Annotated in this window: 18 protein-coding genes; 3 read left to right on the top strand and 15 right to left on the bottom strand. The window is 69.3% G+C overall.

The genetic code is table 11. The annotated features are described in order from the left end of the window. Nucleotides 1-35: 35 nt before the first annotated feature. The 8 genes from NE358_RS05640 to infC form a co-directional block, all read right to left on the bottom strand. The gene (locus NE358_RS05640; RefSeq protein WP_289942257.1) at nt 36-959 is read right to left on the bottom strand and encodes an amino acid ABC transporter permease; all 924 of its coding nucleotides are present in this window, start codon (nt 957-959) and stop codon (nt 36-38) included. Continuing rightward, the gene (locus tag NE358_RS05635; RefSeq protein WP_094733477.1) at nt 956-1,606 is read right to left on the bottom strand and encodes an amino acid ABC transporter permease; all 651 of its coding nucleotides are present in this window, start codon (nt 1,604-1,606) and stop codon (nt 956-958) included. The genes NE358_RS05640 and NE358_RS05635 overlap by 4 nt, the downstream gene beginning before the upstream one ends. 76 nt (nt 1,607-1,682) lie before the next feature. Then, nucleotides 1,683-2,603: a glutamate ABC transporter substrate-binding protein gene (locus tag NE358_RS05630; RefSeq protein ID WP_103210473.1), complete on the bottom strand. Its 921-nt coding sequence runs from the start codon at nt 2,601-2,603 to the stop codon at nt 1,683-1,685. 130 nt (nt 2,604-2,733) lie between these two features. After that, nucleotides 2,734-3,492: an amino acid ABC transporter ATP-binding protein gene (locus tag NE358_RS05625; RefSeq protein ID WP_435302734.1), complete on the bottom strand. Its 759-nt coding sequence runs from the start codon at nt 3,490-3,492 to the stop codon at nt 2,734-2,736. 75 nt (nt 3,493-3,567) lie between these two features. Beyond that, the gene (locus NE358_RS05620; protein WP_103210468.1) at nt 3,568-4,365 is read right to left on the bottom strand and encodes a TrmH family RNA methyltransferase; all 798 of its coding nucleotides are present in this window, start codon (nt 4,363-4,365) and stop codon (nt 3,568-3,570) included. Nucleotides 4,366-4,477: 112 nt separating this feature from the next. Beyond that, on the bottom strand, nt 4,478-4,861 hold the full coding sequence (gene rplT, locus NE358_RS05615) for a 50S ribosomal protein L20 (protein WP_056227445.1): 384 nt from the start codon (nt 4,859-4,861) through the stop codon (nt 4,478-4,480). A 29-nt stretch (nt 4,862-4,890) separates the two neighbouring features. After that, nucleotides 4,891-5,085, bottom strand: a complete 195-nt coding sequence (rpmI, locus tag NE358_RS05610; protein ID WP_013583375.1) for a 50S ribosomal protein L35 — start codon at nt 5,083-5,085, stop codon at nt 4,891-4,893. A gap of 47 nt (nt 5,086-5,132) precedes the next feature. Continuing rightward, a complete protein-coding gene (gene infC / locus NE358_RS05605) occupies nt 5,133-5,834 on the bottom strand; it encodes a translation initiation factor IF-3 (RefSeq protein ID WP_499318375.1) in 702 nt (233 codons plus the stop codon). Nucleotides 5,835-6,003: 169 nt separating this feature from the next. Here infC and NE358_RS05600 point away from each other — a divergent pair, with 169 nt between their 5' ends. Further along, entirely contained in the window at nt 6,004-6,429 is a 426-nt protein-coding gene (locus NE358_RS05600; protein ID WP_371861588.1) for a DUF1844 domain-containing protein, read from the top strand. 355 nt (nt 6,430-6,784) lie between these two features. Here the strand turns inward: NE358_RS05600 and NE358_RS05595 are convergent, their stop codons facing one another. Genes NE358_RS05595 through NE358_RS05570 form a run of 6 tightly spaced genes read right to left on the bottom strand, consistent with a single transcriptional unit; the run spans nt 6,785 to nt 11,105 of the window. Then, the gene (locus tag NE358_RS05595) at nt 6,785-7,579 is read right to left on the bottom strand and encodes an SseB family protein (RefSeq protein WP_289942236.1); all 795 of its coding nucleotides are present in this window, start codon (nt 7,577-7,579) and stop codon (nt 6,785-6,787) included. Continuing rightward, a complete protein-coding gene (gene priA / locus NE358_RS05590) occupies nt 7,563-8,309 on the bottom strand; it encodes a bifunctional 1-(5-phosphoribosyl)-5-((5-phosphoribosylamino)methylideneamino)imidazole-4-carboxamide isomerase/phosphoribosylanthranilate isomerase PriA (RefSeq protein ID WP_289942235.1) in 747 nt (248 codons plus the stop codon). The genes NE358_RS05595 and priA overlap by 17 nt, the downstream gene beginning before the upstream one ends. 46 nt (nt 8,310-8,355) lie before the next feature. Continuing rightward, complete coding sequence (gene hisH / locus NE358_RS05585; protein WP_289942234.1) at nt 8,356-9,006, bottom strand: imidazole glycerol phosphate synthase subunit HisH; 651 nt, start codon at nt 9,004-9,006, stop codon at nt 8,356-8,358. Then, nucleotides 9,003-9,617, bottom strand: a complete 615-nt coding sequence (gene hisB / locus NE358_RS05580; protein ID WP_103210459.1) for an imidazoleglycerol-phosphate dehydratase HisB — start codon at nt 9,615-9,617, stop codon at nt 9,003-9,005. Before hisB ends, hisH begins: the two co-directional genes overlap by 4 nt. Beyond that, complete coding sequence (locus tag NE358_RS05575) at nt 9,614-10,699, bottom strand: histidinol-phosphate transaminase (protein ID WP_499318372.1); 1,086 nt, start codon at nt 10,697-10,699, stop codon at nt 9,614-9,616. Before NE358_RS05575 ends, hisB begins: the two co-directional genes overlap by 4 nt. A 55-nt stretch (nt 10,700-10,754) precedes the next feature. Then, on the bottom strand, nt 10,755-11,105 hold the full coding sequence (locus NE358_RS05570) for a LysM peptidoglycan-binding domain-containing protein (RefSeq protein ID WP_116238379.1): 351 nt from the start codon (nt 11,103-11,105) through the stop codon (nt 10,755-10,757). A 258-nt stretch (nt 11,106-11,363) separates the two neighbouring features. Between NE358_RS05570 and lexA the strand changes: the two genes are divergently transcribed. Further along, a complete protein-coding gene (gene lexA, locus NE358_RS05565; protein WP_103210451.1) occupies nt 11,364-12,053 on the top strand; it encodes a transcriptional repressor LexA in 690 nt (229 codons plus the stop codon). A 151-nt stretch (nt 12,054-12,204) separates the two neighbouring features. Beyond that, a complete protein-coding gene (locus NE358_RS05560; protein WP_289942223.1) occupies nt 12,205-14,091 on the top strand; it encodes a S9 family peptidase in 1,887 nt (628 codons plus the stop codon). A 119-nt stretch (nt 14,092-14,210) separates the two neighbouring features. On the opposite strand, the gene hflX is transcribed toward NE358_RS05560, so the two are convergent. Then, complete coding sequence (hflX, locus tag NE358_RS05555) at nt 14,211-15,728, bottom strand: GTPase HflX (RefSeq protein WP_103210447.1); 1,518 nt, start codon at nt 15,726-15,728, stop codon at nt 14,211-14,213. Nucleotides 15,729-15,771 lie beyond the last annotated feature (43 nt).

The raw sequence follows: 15,771 nt of genomic DNA, 5'->3' as shown, positions 1-15,771 counted from the left end.
GGCGGGGACACTCCCCCGCCCGTCGGACCGATGACTCAGATTCCGCCGCCGCTACCCGCGTCGTACTTGCCGAGGCCGCGCTGGGCGACGATCAGCTCGGTGTCGGTGCTGGTCTGTCCCGCGGGCTCCGCGGGAGCGACGTTGCCGCCCTTGGGCGAGCGGCGGAGGCCGAGCTCGACGCGGTGCGCGGTGTACGACAGGGCGAGGCACATCGCGACGTAGATGACGCTGGCGACCATCGCGGCCGGGATCAGCGGCGACCCGTATTCGCCGTTGGAGCCGAGAAGACGAGCGAAGTACAACAGCTCGGGGTACGTGATGATGAAGCCGAGAGCGGTGTCCTTCAGGGTCACCACGAGCTGGGCGATGATCACGGGCAGCATGGCGCGGATGGCCTGCGGGAGCAGGATCAGGCGCATCACACCGGCCTTGCGGAGCCCCACGGCGTAGCCGGCCTCGCTCTGTCCGCGCGGGAGCGCCTCGACGCCGGCGCGGATGACCTCGGACAGCACCGAGCCGTTGTAGAGGATCAGGGCGATGACGACCGCCCAGTACGACGACATCTTGATGCCGATGACGGGCAGACCGTAGTACAGCAGCAGCATGAAGACGAGGACGGGGACGGCGCGGAGCAGTTCGACGACCCAGCCGACGGGGAGGCGCACCCATCGGTGGTCGGACATGCGGCCGATGGCCAGGATGAAGCCGAGGACGAGCGCGCCGACGGCCGCGACGGCGAACGCCGCGAGCGTCGCGAGGGTCGCCTGGCCGAAACGCTCCCAGATCGCGCTGTAGCTGAAGACGTTCCACTTCGCCGCCGAGAACTGGCCGGTGTCGATGAAGCGCCAGACGACGAAGCCGATGACGGCGGCGACGAGGACGAGGGTGACGACGCCGAGGATGCGGTTGCGCAGCTGTGCGCGGGGACCCGGTACGTCATAGAGGACGGAGGAGCTCATCGGACGACCTTCCACTTCTTCTCGGCCGCGTTCTGCAGCGCCGCGAGCAGCAGGACCAGGATGACGAAGACCGCCATCACCAGAAGGATGGTGACGAGCTGGTTCTCGCCGTTCTCGCTCATCGTCGCGCGGATGTTCCCGAGGTTGACCACCGAGAATCCGGCGGCGACGGTGGTGTTCTTGAGCAGGGCGATGAAGACGCTCATCATCGGGGGAATGACCGAACGGGTCGCCTGGGGCAGGACCACGAGCGTCATGACCTGGCCGAAGCCGAGACCGAGAGCGCGGGCCGCCTCCGCCTGGCCGACGGGCACGGTGTTGATGCCCGAGCGCAGTGTCTCGGCCACGTAGGTCGCCGTGTAGATGCCGAGGCCGCACACCGCGAGGGTCAGGAAGCTCCCGCGCGGGACGTCGATCAGCAGCGGCACGCAGAACGCGAAGAAGAACAGCACCAGCGTGAGCGGGGTGTTGCGGATCCAGTTCACGTAGACCGCGCCGACCGCGCGGGCGATGGGCACGGGCGAAACGCGCATGGCCGCCACGATGAAGCCGAGCACGAGCGCAATCAGGCCGCCGCCCACGAAGAGCACGACCGTCCCCCAGAGCGCCTGCGCCCACAGGTCGGGGTAGTCGAAGATCTGGTTCACCGTACGCTGTCCGTTCTTTCTCGTCGTGCTCGTCGGGGGCGCGGGCGGCGCGGAGTGCGCCGCCCGCACCGGGAGATCAGCTGACGGGGTCGACCGCCGGCTGCTCGCCCTTGACGCCCGAGGCGCCGAGGTTCTTCTCGAAGATGGCCTCCCAGGTGGAACCGCCGTCGGTGAACATGGTGTTCACGAACTCCTGGAAGGCGGTGTCGCCCTTGGTGATGCCGACGCCGTAGCGCTCCTCGCTGAAGGGCTCGCCCGCGATCTTGAGGTTGTCGGGATCCTGGGCGGCGTAGCCGAGGAGGATGGCCTCATCGGTCGTGACCGCGTCGACCTCGCCGTTCTTGAGCTTCTCGACGCACTGCGAGTAGGTGTCGAACTCGACGACCTTGGCCGGAGTCTGCTCGCGGATGCGCTGGATCGGCGTCGAACCGGTCACCGAGCACACGGTGGTCTCGGCGGTGAGCGAGTCCTTGCCCGTGATGGTGTCGTTGTCGGCGGCGACGAGCAGGCCCTGACCGGTCAGGAAGTACGGACCGGCGAACGAGATCTGGTCCTTGCGCTTGTCGGTGATCGAGTAGGTGCCGACGTAGTAGTCGATGTCGCCGTTGATGAGCGCCTGCTCGCGGTTGGCCGACGCGATCGCCTTGTACTCCACCTTCGAGGTGTCGGCCGGGTCGTAGCCGAGCGAGGCGGCGATCCAGCGTGCGACGTCGACGTCGAAGCCCTTGCGCTCGCCCGTCACGGGGTCGAGGTACCCGAGACCGGGCTGGTCTTCCTTCACACCGACGACGATCTTGCCGGCGGAGGTGATCTTGTCGAAGGTCTTGCTGCCGTCGATCTTGACGTCGCTGGCGACCGCGCCGTACACGGGGGTGTCGGAGCCGCTGCCGCCGTCGGAGCCGGGTGCAGCGCCCGGGGTGCCGCTGTTGCAGGCCGTCAGGGCCAGCAGGCCGGCGGCGACGATGCTCGCGCCGGCGAGAAAACGAGATTTACGCATGTGATGTCTCCTTGGTTACGTGTGCTGTGCGGATACAAGAGTCTGGAGAGCACGCGGCGAATCGCCCGGGGCGGAACTGCGCGCTTCGGCGAGGAACCTCTTCGTCCGTCGCCGTCATGATGGGGGCTCGTCAGTGGGTGATGAGCTTCGAGAGGAAGTCTTTCGCCCGGTCGGACTCGGGGCGCGTGAAGAACTGCTCGGGCGTCGCCTGCTCGACGATCTGCCCGTCGGCCATGAACACCACGCGGTTCGCGGCCTTGCGGGCGAAGCCCATCTCGTGCGTGACGACGATCATCGTCATGCCGTCTTTGGCGAGGCCGACCATCACGTCGAGCACCTCGTTGATCATCTCGGGGTCGAGAGCCGAGGTCGGCTCGTCGAAGAGCATGACCTTGGGCTTCATCGCCAGCGCGCGGGCGATCGCCACGCGCTGCTGCTGACCGCCCGAGAGCTGGGCCGGGAGCTTGTCGGCCTGGTGTCCGACGCCCACGCGGTCGAGAAGCGCACGCGCCTCTTTCTCGGCATCCGCCTTCTTCATCTTGCGGACCTTGATGGGCCCGAGCGTGACGTTCTCGAGGATCGTCAGATGTGCGAAGAGGTTGAACGACTGGAACACCATGCCGACGTCGGCACGCAGCTCGGCCAGACCCTTCCCCTCTTTGGGAAGCTCCTTGCCATCGATCATGATCGAACCGCTCGTGATGGTCTCGAGGCGGTTGATGGTGCGGCACAGCGTCGACTTGCCGGACCCCGAGGGTCCGATCACCACGACGACCTCGCCGCGGTCGACGGTGAGGTCGATGTCTTTCAGAGCCTGGAACTGCCCGTAATGCTTCTGGACGTCGGCGACGACGACCAGGGGCTCGGTCTTCGGGGGAACGGATGCCATGCCTTCACCCTATGAGGATGCTGGGCGCCCGACCACATTCCGGCGCACGCCTTAACCGTTCTGTAACAGCAGGCGTCAGCGCGCTCGCTGGGCGAAAGCCGTCTCGTACAGGCACACGCTCGCCGCCGTGGCCAGGTTCAGAGACTCGGCGCGACCGTAGATCGGCAAGCGCAGAGCGAGGTCCGCCTGGGCGAGGGCGGACTCGTCGAGTCCCCGGGCCTCATTGCCGAAGAGCCAGGCCGTCGGCTCCGATAGAAGCCCTCGGGATGCCAAGAAGTCGGTGCCCTCGACATCGGCGGCGACGATGCGCAGCCCCGCCTGGTGAGCGCTGGCGACGACGTCCGAGAGTTCGAGCTCGACGGCAACCGGCACATGGAACAGCGATCCGGTGGTCGAGCGGACGACCTTCGGGTTGTAGGGGTCGACGGTGCGGCCGGTCAGAATCACGGCGTCCGCGCCCGCGGCATCCGCGGCCCGGATGATGGTGCCGAGGTTCCCGGGGTCGCGCACCTCCTCGCAGATCGCGATGAGGCGCGGCTCCCCGGCCAGGATGTCCTCCAGCGCGGTGGGTGACTGACGCGCCACCGCCACGATCCCCTGGGGCGTGACCGTATCGGCCATCGCGTCCAGAACCGCCTCAGTGGTGACCTGCAGATCGACACCCGCTCGCTCCGCAGCCTCGCGCACATCCGTGTGCTTCTCGAGCGCGGCAGAAGTCGCATAGACCTCGAGCACGGTCTGGGGGGCCCAGGCGAGCGCCTCCCGAGCGGCCTGCGGGCCTTCGAGCAGGAACAGACCCGTCTCTTGGCGGGCGGCGCGCTTGCTGAGCTTGGCCACGGCGCGCACCCGCGGCGAACGAGGGTTCTCGAGCACGTCACCAGTGTATGACCCCGGCGGAATGCTGCTCGGGACGCCGCGCGAACGACCCGCAGGAACAACGAAACGGGCGCCCTCCGAAGAGGACGCCCGCTCGAGAGGACGTGTCTTACGCGGTCTTCGCGGCGTTGACGTCGGTCGGCAGCGCAGCCTTCGCGGTCGCGACGAGCGACGCGAACACGGCGGGCTCGTTCACGGCGAGCTCGGCGAGCATGCGACGGTCGACCTGCACACCCGCGAGACCGAGGCCCTGGATGAAGCGGTTGTACGTCATGCCGTTCGCGCGCGAGGCGGCGTTGATGCGCTGGATCCAGAGACGACGGAAGTCGCCCTTGCGCTTGCGGCGGTCGCGGTACGCGTAGACCAGGGAGTGGGTGACCTGCTCCTTGGCCTTGCGGTACAGACGCGAACGCTGACCGCGGTAACCGGAGGCGCGCTCCAGGATGACGCGACGCTTCTTGTGGGCGTTTACCGCCCGCTTGACTCTAGCCATTTCTCATTCTTCCTAACGTGCGTCGGCGCTCAGAGGCCGAGGAGCTTCTTGGCGACCTTGGAGTCACCCTTGGCCAGGACCTGCTCCTGGTTGAGGCGACGAGTGCGCTTGGAGGCCTTGCCCTCGAGGTTGTGGCGCATGCCGGCCTGCTGCTTCATGAGCTTGCCGCTACCGGTGAGCTTGAAGCGCTTCTTGGCGCCCGAGTGGGTCTTCTGCTTCGGCATCTGTCTTCCTTCGTTGGGGTTCCCGCCGGAGCGGGAGTCGGGGAGCTTTACTCGGCGGACGCCGGAGCAGCTTCGTCTGTGGGTGCCGAGTCTCCTCGAGCGGCGCTGCGCGCGGCCTCACGGTTCGCCGTGCGCTGCGCGTTCTGCTCGGTCTTGACCTCGGACTTGTTCTTGTGAGGAGCGACCACCATCACCATGTTGCGACCGTCGATCGTGGGGTTCGACTCGACGGTGCCGAACTCGGCGACGTCTTCGGCGAACTTGCGAAGCAGACGGACGCCCTGCTCGGGACGCGACTGCTCGCGACCACGGAACAGGATCATGGCCTTCACCTTGTCGCCCGCCTGAAGGAAGCCTTCGGCGCGCTTGAGCTTGGTGATGTAGTCGTGCGCCTCGATCTTCAGACGGAACCGGACCTCTTTGAGGACGGTGTTCGCCTGGTTACGACGCGTCTCTTTGGCCTTCTGAGCGGCCTCGTACTTGAACTTGCCGTAGTCCATGATCTTGACCACGGGCGGCTTCGAGCTCGGCGCGACCTCGACCAAGTCGAGGTCCGCTTCCTGGGCCAGGCGCAGCGCAGCTTCGATTCGGACGATGCCGACCTGCTCGCCGTTGGGTCCGACGAGACGGACCTCCGGGACTCGGATGCGCTCGTTGGTGCGGGGATCGCTGATGCGGAACTCCTCTTTCGTACGGGTGGTGGCCGCCGCGATCCGTCGGAATCGCGGGCGAAGAGGAGAACACGCCACCCGGCACGGTGCTTTCGGCACCGGCTTCTGCACCCTGACGGCCCCGTGCGAAACGGAGCGGAGTGCGGGAACCCGGTAGCCTGGAGCGGCAAGCGCGGGTGGGATGTGATCCTCTTTCGTACGGAGTGAGACACTCCGAAGCCCGCCATAGTCTAGCAGAGAGATTCACGTGGACACGATCCCCTCCGACCAGCCCGCCGACGACCAGGCCGCGCACCGCCACGGAGCCGAAGACGAGCGCCTCGCCCGCTGGGAGGAGCAGGAGCGCGCGGCCTCGTCCGCCACCCGCGACATCGCCGACGTTCCGGCCGTCGAGGTCATCACCACGGCCGCCGTGCACCTCATGAGCGCCGCCGCTGTGAAGACCGGCCTCGCAGACGACCCCGGACAGCAGCTCGACCTCGACGAGGCCCGCAAACTCATCAACGCGCTGGCCGGCCTCATCACCGCCGGGGCCCCCGAGATCAGCGACATGCACGCACGTTCGCTGCGCGACGGTCTCCGGTCGCTGCAGCTCGCGTTCCGCGAGGCATCCACGATCCAGGACCCGATCGGCAAGGGGCCGGGCGAGAAGTGGACGGGGCCGGTCACGTAAGTCGGTCGTACGGGGGTACCGGACTGCGGGGGTGCCCTTTCCCAGGTCGAGAGCGGGGCCCCTACCCCGATCGACCAGGGAAAGGGCACCCCCTTCGTCCTGTGCCGCAGGCCGCCTCTTCTGTGACCGCTGAGGGTGTGGGAGCGGCCCCCTACCCCGATTGCCTGGGGAAGGGGGCATCACTGCGCCCTGTGCCGCAGGCCGCCTCTTCCGTGACACCCGTACGGGTATGAGCGGGCCCCTACCCCGATCGACTCGGGAAGGGGCACCGCCTTCGTCCTGTGCCGCAGGCCGACTTCACCGAGACTGCGGGGGTCTCGGAGCGCGTGCCGTCGGACCGAGGTCGACAGACGGGTCAGACGTCGGTGCTGCGGTGGAGCTTGACCGTCAGCGAGTCGACCAGCACGGCGATGCGGTCGTCCGCCGACCAGCGGCGGGCGAGGCGCGCCAGCGTGGCATCCAACTCCTCCTGCTCGAGGCCCGACATGAGCTGCAGGTGGACCACGAGCTCCGGGCCGCGAAGGCGACCGGTGGGATCCCCTGACTCGACGGCGAGGTCCAGCACGGCGAGCTCGCCCGAGATGCTCTCCTGCAGACCCGTGAAGATCGAGGGAGAGGTGTGCGCGGGCTCCCACGGCTCACCCTGGGCGATCGCCCAGACGGCCGGACGACGGATCACGAACTCCGTCTCCGACGCGGGGTCGACGACGATGAGCTCGGTGTCCTCCGACGCCGCCGCCAGGGCCGTGCGGCGCCCGTCGGCGGGGACCGGGCGGGCCTTGGCATCCCACGCCTGGAGAGCCGCCACCGAGGTGAAGACCGGAAGCACCTTGCGGCCGTCCGGTGCGGCGACCGTCACGATCGAGAGCTCCTGCGTCTTGTCGACCTCGAGGCCGTGCGGACCGACGCCGTGGTCGCCCTTCTCGGCGACCAGGGGAATCAGCAGGCGCGCGTCGCGATAGGCATCGACGATGGCGCGGGCATCGCCCTCGCCGGCACGGAACGCCAGAAGAGAAGCGAGCAGCGCCGGATCGGCGGAGCCGTCGTCGCCCGAGTGCTGATTGGGCTGGAAGCTCCGGCCCTCCCACGGAACGCCGGCGGAATCCCCGTGGATGCCGTGGCCGTGCGGATCGTCAGTGTCCGGCGACATCCAGCGCCTCGGCCAGGGTGAACTGACCCGCGTAGAGCGCCTTGCCGACGATCGCGCCCTCCACGCCGAGTGGCACCAGCTCGCGCAGCGCAGCGATGTCGTCGAGACTCGAGACGCCGCCCGAAGCCACGATCGGCTTGGGCGTGCGCTGGGCCATCTCGCGCAGCAGCTCGATGTTGGGACCGCGGAGCGTGCCGTCCTTGGTGACGTCGGTCACGACGTAGCGGCTGCAGCCGGCGTTCTCGAGGCGCTCGAGCACCGCCCACAGGTCACCGCCGTCGCGGGTCCAGCCGCGCGCCGCCAGAGTCGTGCCGCGCACGTCGAGACCGACCGCGATCGCCTCGCCGTAGCGGTTGATGACGTCGGCGGCCCACTCGGGGTTCTCGAGGGCCGCGGTACCCAGGTTGATGCGGGTCGCTCCGCTCTCGAGCGCCGCCTCGAGCGAACGGTCGTCCCGGATGCCGCCGGAGAGCTCGACCTGCACGCCCTTGACCTGCTTGATCACCTTGCGCATGACGCTCGCGTTGCTACCGCGGCCGAACGCGGCGTCGAGGTCCACGAGGTGGATCCACTGCGCGCCCTGGCGGGCGAAGTCGGCGGCAGCGTCGACGGGGTCGCCATAGCTGGTCTCGGTACCGGCCTCACCCTGGGTCAGACGGACGGCCTTGCCGTCGGCGACGTCGACCGCGGGAAGCAGCACAAGTTCGGGCGTGGACGCGAAATCGTTCATGGCTCCTCGCACCCTTCGGCGCATCTCGCCGAGCCGGGGCACGAGGTCACACAGTAGTCGCGCGCAGCCCGTCGATCCAATTGGCGAGCAACCGGATACCGGCTTCGCCCGACTTCTCCGGGTGGAACTGCGTGGCCGACAGGGGGCCGTTCTCGACGGCCGCCAGGAAGGGCGCGCCGTACGTGCACCAGGTCAGGACCGGCTGAGGGAACGGCGGGGTGACCTCGAGCGACCAGTCCTGCGCCGCGTACGAGTGGACGAAGTAGAACCGCTCGCCGTCGAGTCCGTCGAACAAGCGCGATCCCTCACCGGATGCCACGGTGTTCCAGCCCATGTGCGGGAGCACCGGCGCCTCGAGCTCGGCCACGGTACCGGGCCACTCCCCCAGCCCAGGGGTGTCGGCGCCCCGCTCGATGCCACGCTCGAACATGACCTGCATGCCCACGCAGATACCCAGGACGGGGCGACCGCCCGCCAGACGGCGATCGATGATCTCGCCGCCGCGACTGTTGTTCAGCGCACCCATGACCGCGCCGTACGCGCCGACGCCGGGAACGAGCAGACCGTCGGCGTCGAGCAGCAGGGAACGATCGGCGGTGAGCCGGGCGTCGGCTCCCGCCTTGATGAGCGCTTTGACCGCGGAGTGGACGTTGCCCGAGCCGTAATCGAAGACGGCGACGACGGGTTTGCGGGTCACAGCGCGCCCTTGGTACTCGGGACACCGTCGACGAGGGGATCGAGAGCCTTGGCCTGACGGAAGGCGCGCGCGAGCGCCTTGTACTCGGCCTCGGCGATGTGGTGCGGGTCGCGTCCACCCAGGACGCGCACGTGCACGGTCAGACCGGCGTGGATCGAGATCGCCTCGAAGGAGTGGCGAACGAGTGAACCGGTGAAGTGACCGCCGATGAGGTGGTGCTCGAAGCCGGCGGGCTCACCGGTGTGCACGAGGTATGGGCGCCCGCTGATGTCGACCACGGCCTGCGCGAGGGCCTCGTCGAGCGGCACGAGGGCGTCGCCGTAGCGAGCGATACCGGACTTGTCGCCGAGCGCCTGGCGGATAGCCTGCCCGAGCACGATCGAGGTGTCTTCGACCGTGTGGTGCGCATCGATGTGGGTGTCGCCCGTCGAGCGGACGCGCAGGTCGGTCAGCGAGTGCTTCGCGAACGCGGTGAGCATGTGGTCGAAGAACGGCACGCTCGTCGAGATGTCGCTGACGCCGCGTCCGTCGAGGTCGAGCTCGAGCTCGACTCGGGACTCACTCGTCTCGCGCGCGATCGAGGCGGTACGGGGCGAGGCGGGGCCGGTCATGATCGCGATCCTACCGAGGCCAGCGCGTCCAGGAATGCGGTGGTCTCGTCGGCCGTTCCCGCGGTGACGCGCAGGTGGTGGGCGATGCCGACGTCGCGGATGAGGACGCCCCGGTCGTACAGCGCCTTCCAGGTGGCCGCCGGGTCGTCGACGCCGCCGAACAGGACGAAGTTGGTCCACGACTCGTGGGCGGTGTAGCCGAGGGCCGACACCGTGGCCGAGATCCGGTCGCGCTGCGCGACGATCTCGTCGACCATCGACAGCATCGTCTCGGCGTGGCCGAGCGCGGCGGTCGCCGCCGCCTGCGTGAGGGCGCTCAAGTGGTACGGCAGCCGCACCAGGCGGAGGGCGTCGATCAGCGCGGGGTCGGCCGCCAAGTAGCCCACCCGGGCGCCCGCGAAGGCGAAGGCCTTGCTCATGGTGCGCGAGACCACCAGACGCGGGCGATCGGGAAGCAACGACACCGCCGAGGGCTCGTCACGGGGGGCGAACTCCTCATAGGCCTCGTCGACGATCACGATGCCGTCGGTCGCGTCGTACACCGCCTCGACGACGTCGAGGCGCAGGGGGGTGCCCGTCGGGTTGTTCGGCGCGCAGAGGAAGACGATGTCGGGGCGCTGCTCGCGCACCTGGGCGGCGGCCGACTCGGGCGACAGGGTGAAGTCGTGCTCGCGTTCCCCGACAATCCAGCGCGCGCCCGTGGCACGCGTGAGGATCGGGTACATCGAATAGGTGGGGGCGAAGCCCATCGCCGTGCGACCGGGGCCGCCAAAAGCCTGCAGAATGTGCTGAAGCACCTCGTTCGAACCGTTGGCCGCCCAGATCTGGTCGGGGTTCAGACCGTGCCCGAGGTATCCCGCGAAGGCCTCGCGCAGACCGGTGAACTCACGGTCGGGGTAGCGGTTGACGTCCCGCAACGCCCGAGCCACGGCATCGAGGATGTCGTCAGCCACCTCGGACGGAACGGGATGCGTGTTCTCGTTGACGTTGAGCGCCACGGGCAGTGCGGCCTGCGGGGCTCCGTACGGGGTCATGCCCCGCAGATCGTCGCGAAGAGGAAGGTCGTCGAGGCGTACGGTCACCTCACCCATCGTAGGCGTCGAGGGAGGGCGGAGTGCGCGAGCCGGGTCGGGGCGCTCAGGCCGCGGGGGCGTACTCGGCGGGGATCGCGATGCGCTGACCCGCCGACACCGAGCCGCCGGGAAGAGCGTTGAGGCGAGTGATCTCGGCGACCACGTCACGCGGGTCGGCCGAGGGGGCCACGTCTTCAGCGATGGACCACAGGGTCTCGCCGCTCATGACGGTGATCTCGGTGAACGCCCCGGCGGGGGCGCCGGCGTCGCCGGACGCAAGGGCGGACCCGCCGCCGACGATCGCCACGGCAAGCACGGCGACGATCGGAAGCGAGACGAGGAACGCCACGACACGACGGCCGCGCGCGGTGATGCGCAGGCGGGTGGACGGGGCGGTGAGGGCGATGCTGCTCATGATGTGCTCCTTGGTGGGGAGAGATTCGCACCCCGCCCTCGGCCGGGAGGGCGGTGGTGCGAATCTGTATTCCGAATCTATCTTCGAACCTGTTCGAGTGTCAAGACGTCGTGTATCGCATACGAATCGAACGCGACACGCGTGGGGCTCCGTGTCATTCGGGTCGTCGACCGGATACGGTTTCGACACGGAGACCTCATCACCAACCTCCGACATTCGAATTTCCGCCGTGGTTCCCGCGGCGCGAGGGGAGCACAGATGACCGACGCGACGACCGCTGCCGGCCGCGAGCGGCCGCAGACGCGGCGGCGGAAGAACCTCAGCGACAAGCAGCTGGCGATCCTCGAAGTGATCCAGCGCTCGATCGCTCGGCACGGGTATCCGCCGAGCATGCGCGAGATCGGCGACGCGGTCGGCCTCAAGTCGCTCTCGAGCGTCACCCACCAGCTCAATCAGCTCGAGCTCAGCGGATATCTCCGTCGCGACCCCGGCAAGACACGTGCGATGGAGGTGCTCATCGATCTTCCCGGCGCCGCCGCCGAGAACCCCGCCGACACCGCCCCCGCCCTGGGCGACGCCGCCCTCGTGCCCCTGGTCGGTCGCATCGCCGCCGGCGTGCCCATCACGGCCGACCAGCAGGTCGAGGAGATCTTCCCTCTCCCGCGCCAGCTCGTCGGAAAGGGCGACCTGTTCATGCTCAAGGTCTCGGGCGACTCCATGATCGACGCGGCCATCTGCGACGGGGACTGGGTCGTCATCCGCTCTCAGGCCACCGCCGAGAACGGCGAGATCGTGGCCGCCATGCTCGACGACGAGGCGACCGTCAAGACGTTCCGCCGGCGCGACGGCCACACCTGGCTCCTCCCCCGTAACAGCGCGTTCGAGCCGATCCTCGGCGATGAGGCGGTCATCCTCGGTCGCGTGGTCGCCGTGCTGCGCACCGTCTGATCGCACCATCCAGGGCCGGATGCCCGCACGCGCGGCGGCATCCGGCCCTCTGCACGCTCCGGGCCGCTCGGCACCTCACCCGCCTTCGGGTTCCCACGGATGCGGGGCGATCGCCGGGTCGAATGTCGGAGCCCCTGCCTAGGCTGGTGTCATGACTGACACGCTCCCCTACGGTTCCTGGCCCTCCCCGATCACGGCCGGGTCGGTCGCGCAGGCGTCACCGCGGGTCGACGGAGCACGGCTCGTGGGCGACGAGATCTGGTGGGGCGAGTCCGTCCCCCACGAAGCGGGTCGCGTCGCGGTGAAACGCCGCCGGGCCGACGGCTCGATCGATACGGTGCTCCCCGCACCCGCCAATGCGCGCTCCGCGGTCCACGAGTACGGCGGCGGCGCGTGGACGGCGTCCGACGACGGTGAGCTGTACTACGTCGAGAAGACCGACCAGCGCGTATACGCGCTCCGTCCGGGCGAGACCGCGCGGGCGCTGACTCCCGCCGACGACGCCGTACGCCACGGCGGCCTCCGCTGGGAGCACGGCGTCCTCTTGGCCGTCCGCGAGACCCACGGCTCTTCCCGAGTTCCGCGCCGGGCGATCGTGCGCATCCCGCTCGACGGAACGGTCGAGGTGCTCGCCGAGGGCAGCGACTTCCTCGCGCAGCCGGCCCTCTCCCCCGACGGTCTGCGTCTGGCCTGGGTCGCCTGGAACCACCCCGACATGCCGTGGGATGCCACGGTCCTGCGCGTTGCCGACCTCGAGACGGGATCCGTCCGCGATGTGGCGGGCGGCGAGGCTCGCGCGCCGCTGCAGCCCGTCTGGATAGCGGACGACGAGCTGCTCTACGCCGACGATCCCGACGGGCGCTGGAACCTCTTCCGCCGCCCTCTCGACGGCGACGCCCAGGCCCTCGCCCCCGCTGACGCCGACACCGGCGGCGGCCTGTGGGTCCTCGGCACCCGGTGGTTCGGGGCCGCCGCCGACGGGCGCGTCGTCGCGGTCCGCACGAACGGAGCCGACGACATCGTCGAGATCGCCCCCAGCGGCGTGCGCCCGGTCGGGGTCCCCGTCGTCGCGGGAGCAGCGATCGACGATGTCCGTGACGCGCGCGTGCTCGTCTCGGGGTCCGATGCGGGCGGACGCTCGGGACTCTGGCTGGTCGACCTCGACTCCGGCTCGGTCGAGCTCGTCACCGGCGGTGCCGGCTCCTGGGGGGACGAATGGATGCCGGTAGCCCGCGCCCTGTCGACCGACGGCCCCCACGGCCCGGTGCACGCTTTCGCCTACGCCCCGACCAACCCCGACGTCACTCCCGCCGCAGACGAGCGGCCGCCCTACGTCGTCCTCGTCCACGGTGGACCCACCTCGCACGTGGGTCCTGCCCCCTCGGCGAAGACGGAGTTCTTCACCAGTCGCGGGATCGGCGTTCTCGACGTCAACTACGGCGGCTCCACCGGTTACGGGCGCAGGTACCGCGACCGACTCAAGGGACAGTGGGGCGTCGTCGATGTCGATGACGTCGCCGCCGCGGCATCCGCCCTCGCCGAGGCGGGTCTCGCCGACCCCGGTCGTCTCGCCGTCGCCGGCGGATCGGCGGGCGGGTGGACGGTGCTGGCCGCGGTGACCCGCACCGACGTGTTCTCGGCCGGTATCTCGCGCTACGGCGTGGGAGATGCTCGCGCTCTCGCCGAGGACACCCACGATTTCGAGGCTCGCTACCTCGACGGACTCATCGGCCCCCTGCCCGAGGCCGAGGCGGTGTATGTCGAGCGATCACCTCTGGGGCGCCCGGATCTGTTCCGCGTACCCCTGCTGATCCTGCAGGGCTCGGAAGACCGAGTCGTCCCGCCCTCGCAGGCCGAGGCCATCCGCGATGCTCTCACCGCGCACGGCGTGCCGCACGCATACGTGCTGTACGAGGGCGAGGGTCACGGCTTCCGGCGGTCCGAGACGGTGATCGACTCGCTCGAGCGCGAGCTCGGCTTCCTCGGCGCGGTGTTCGGCTTCGAGACCCCCGGCGTCCGGGCACTCGAGCTCAGCTGACCTCTCGAGGCGCCGGAGGCGCAGACAACCCTCCGGGCGGAGGCGCCCCGCGCGGCCGACAGAGGCAAAAGGGACGGGCCCCCACGCCGAAGCGCGGGGGCCCGTGATCCGACCGGGGATCAGGCTCCGAACGCGGCGAGCTCCGCCGCGAGGCGCGCGCCCACGTGAGCGTGCAGGAACGTCCCGCTCTCGCGGTGCTCCTGGGCGACGATCAATCCGCTCTCGTGCACGGCAGAGACGAGGTCGCCACGGTCGTAGGGAACGATCGCCTGCACCTCGACCGCCGGCCGCGGCAGGGCGTCCTCGATGGCGGCGCGAAGCTCCTCGATGCCCTCCCCTGTCCGGGACGAGACGAACTTCGCGTTCGGCGCGAGCCCTCGCAGCACGAGACGGTCGTCTTCGCCGACCAGGTCCGCCTTGTTGAAGACCACGATCTCCTGACCGAAGTTCGCGTCGACGTCGCCCATCACATCGCGTACCGTCATCAGCTGCGCGGCCGGGTCGGGATGCGAGGCATCGACGACGTGGAGGATGACGTCGGCGTCGCCGACCTCCTCGAGCGTGGAGCGGAACGCTTCGACGAGCTGATGCGGGAGGTTCCGAACGAAGCCGACCGTGTCGGTCAACGTGTAGACGCGGCCGTCACTCGTCTCGGAGCGACGGACCGTGGCATCCAGGGTCGCGAACAAGGCGTTCTCGACGAGCACTCCGGCGCTCGTCAGGCGGTTGAGCAGGCTCGACTTACCGGCGTTGGTGTACCCGGCGATCGCGACGGAGGGGATCGTGTGCCGCTTGCGTTCGGCGCGCTTTGCCTCGCGGGCCGGCGCGAAATCACGCAACTGCTTGCGCAGGAGCGCCATCTTCGTGCGGATGCGACGGCGATCGAGTTCGATCTTCGTCTCACCGGGACCGCGCGAGCCCATGCCGGCGCCGCCCGCGCCCACCTGTCCGCCGGCCTGGCGCGACATCGAGTCACCCCATCCGCGGAGGCGCGGGAGCAGGTATTCGAGCTGCGCGAGCTCGACCTGAGCCTTTCCCTCGCGACTCTTCGCGTGCTGGCTGAAGATGTCGAGGATCACCGTCGTGCGATCGATCACCTTGACCTTCACGACGTCTTCGAGGGCGCGCCGCTGGCTGGGGGCCAGTTCGGTGTCGGCGATCACGGTGTCGGCACCGACGGCGGCGACGATGTCGCGCAGTTCCGCCGCCTTGCCGCGTCCGACGTAGGTCGCCGGATCCGGATGGGGCCGCCGCTGCAGCACGCCGTCGAGGACGACGGCACCGGCCGTCTCGGCCAGCGCCGACAGTTCGCGCAGCGAGTTCTCGGCATCCGCCTGCTCGCCCTGGGGGTGCACGCCGACGAGCACGACGTTCTCGAGGCGCAACTGTCGGTACTCGACCTCGGTGACGTCTTCGAGCTCGGTCGAGAGACCGGCGACGCGACGCAACGCCGCACGTTCCTCGCGGTCCCACTGGTCGCCGTCGGAGTCGCCGCCGTAGGCCGTGGTGACGTCCTGGAGAGCTTGCGCGGCACCAAAGACCCGGACCCCTCGGTGCGCTTCGGCGCGCGAGAGCACACGGTCCACCGGATCCACCGGAGACGCGTCGGTGCTCGGGGGTGTGGTCTGTTCGGTCATGGGTTCCTTCCGTTCGCGGTGTTCCCGCGTGTTCTGGCACTTT

It is taken from the genome of Sphingomonas sp. G5 (assembly GCF_052660795.1).
This window is presented reverse-complemented; position numbering and strand designations above follow the sequence as displayed.

What these genes read in the sequence shown, in the direction of transcription:
- NE358_RS05640 (WP_289942257.1), bottom strand. Translation starts at nt 959, where the DNA reads ATGAGCTCCTCCGTCCTCTATGACGTACCGGGTCCCCGCGCACAGCTG.
- NE358_RS05630 (WP_103210473.1), bottom strand. Translation starts at nt 2,603, where the DNA reads ATGCGTAAATCTCGTTTTCTCGCCGGCGCGAGCATCGTCGCCGCCGGC.
- NE358_RS05625 (WP_435302734.1), bottom strand. Translation starts at nt 3,492, where the DNA reads ATGGCATCCGTTCCCCCGAAGACCGAGCCCCTGGTCGTCGTCGCCGAC.
- rplT (WP_056227445.1), bottom strand. Translation starts at nt 4,861, where the DNA reads ATGGCTAGAGTCAAGCGGGCGGTAAACGCCCACAAGAAGCGTCGCGTC.
- rpmI (WP_013583375.1), bottom strand. Translation starts at nt 5,085, where the DNA reads ATGCCGAAGCAGAAGACCCACTCGGGCGCCAAGAAGCGCTTCAAGCTC.
- NE358_RS05595 (WP_289942236.1), bottom strand. Translation starts at nt 7,579, where the DNA reads ATGTCGCCGGACACTGACGATCCGCACGGCCACGGCATCCACGGGGAT.
- priA (WP_289942235.1), bottom strand. Translation starts at nt 8,309, where the DNA reads ATGAACGATTTCGCGTCCACGCCCGAACTTGTGCTGCTTCCCGCGGTC.
- hisB (WP_103210459.1), bottom strand. Translation starts at nt 9,617, where the DNA reads ATGACCGGCCCCGCCTCGCCCCGTACCGCCTCGATCGCGCGCGAGACG.
- NE358_RS05570 (WP_116238379.1), bottom strand. Translation starts at nt 11,105, where the DNA reads ATGAGCAGCATCGCCCTCACCGCCCCGTCCACCCGCCTGCGCATCACC.
- lexA (WP_103210451.1), top strand. Translation starts at nt 11,364, where the DNA reads ATGACCGACGCGACGACCGCTGCCGGCCGCGAGCGGCCGCAGACGCGG.
- NE358_RS05560 (WP_289942223.1), top strand. Translation starts at nt 12,205, where the DNA reads ATGACTGACACGCTCCCCTACGGTTCCTGGCCCTCCCCGATCACGGCC.
- hflX (WP_103210447.1), bottom strand. Translation starts at nt 15,728, where the DNA reads ATGACCGAACAGACCACACCCCCGAGCACCGACGCGTCTCCGGTGGAT.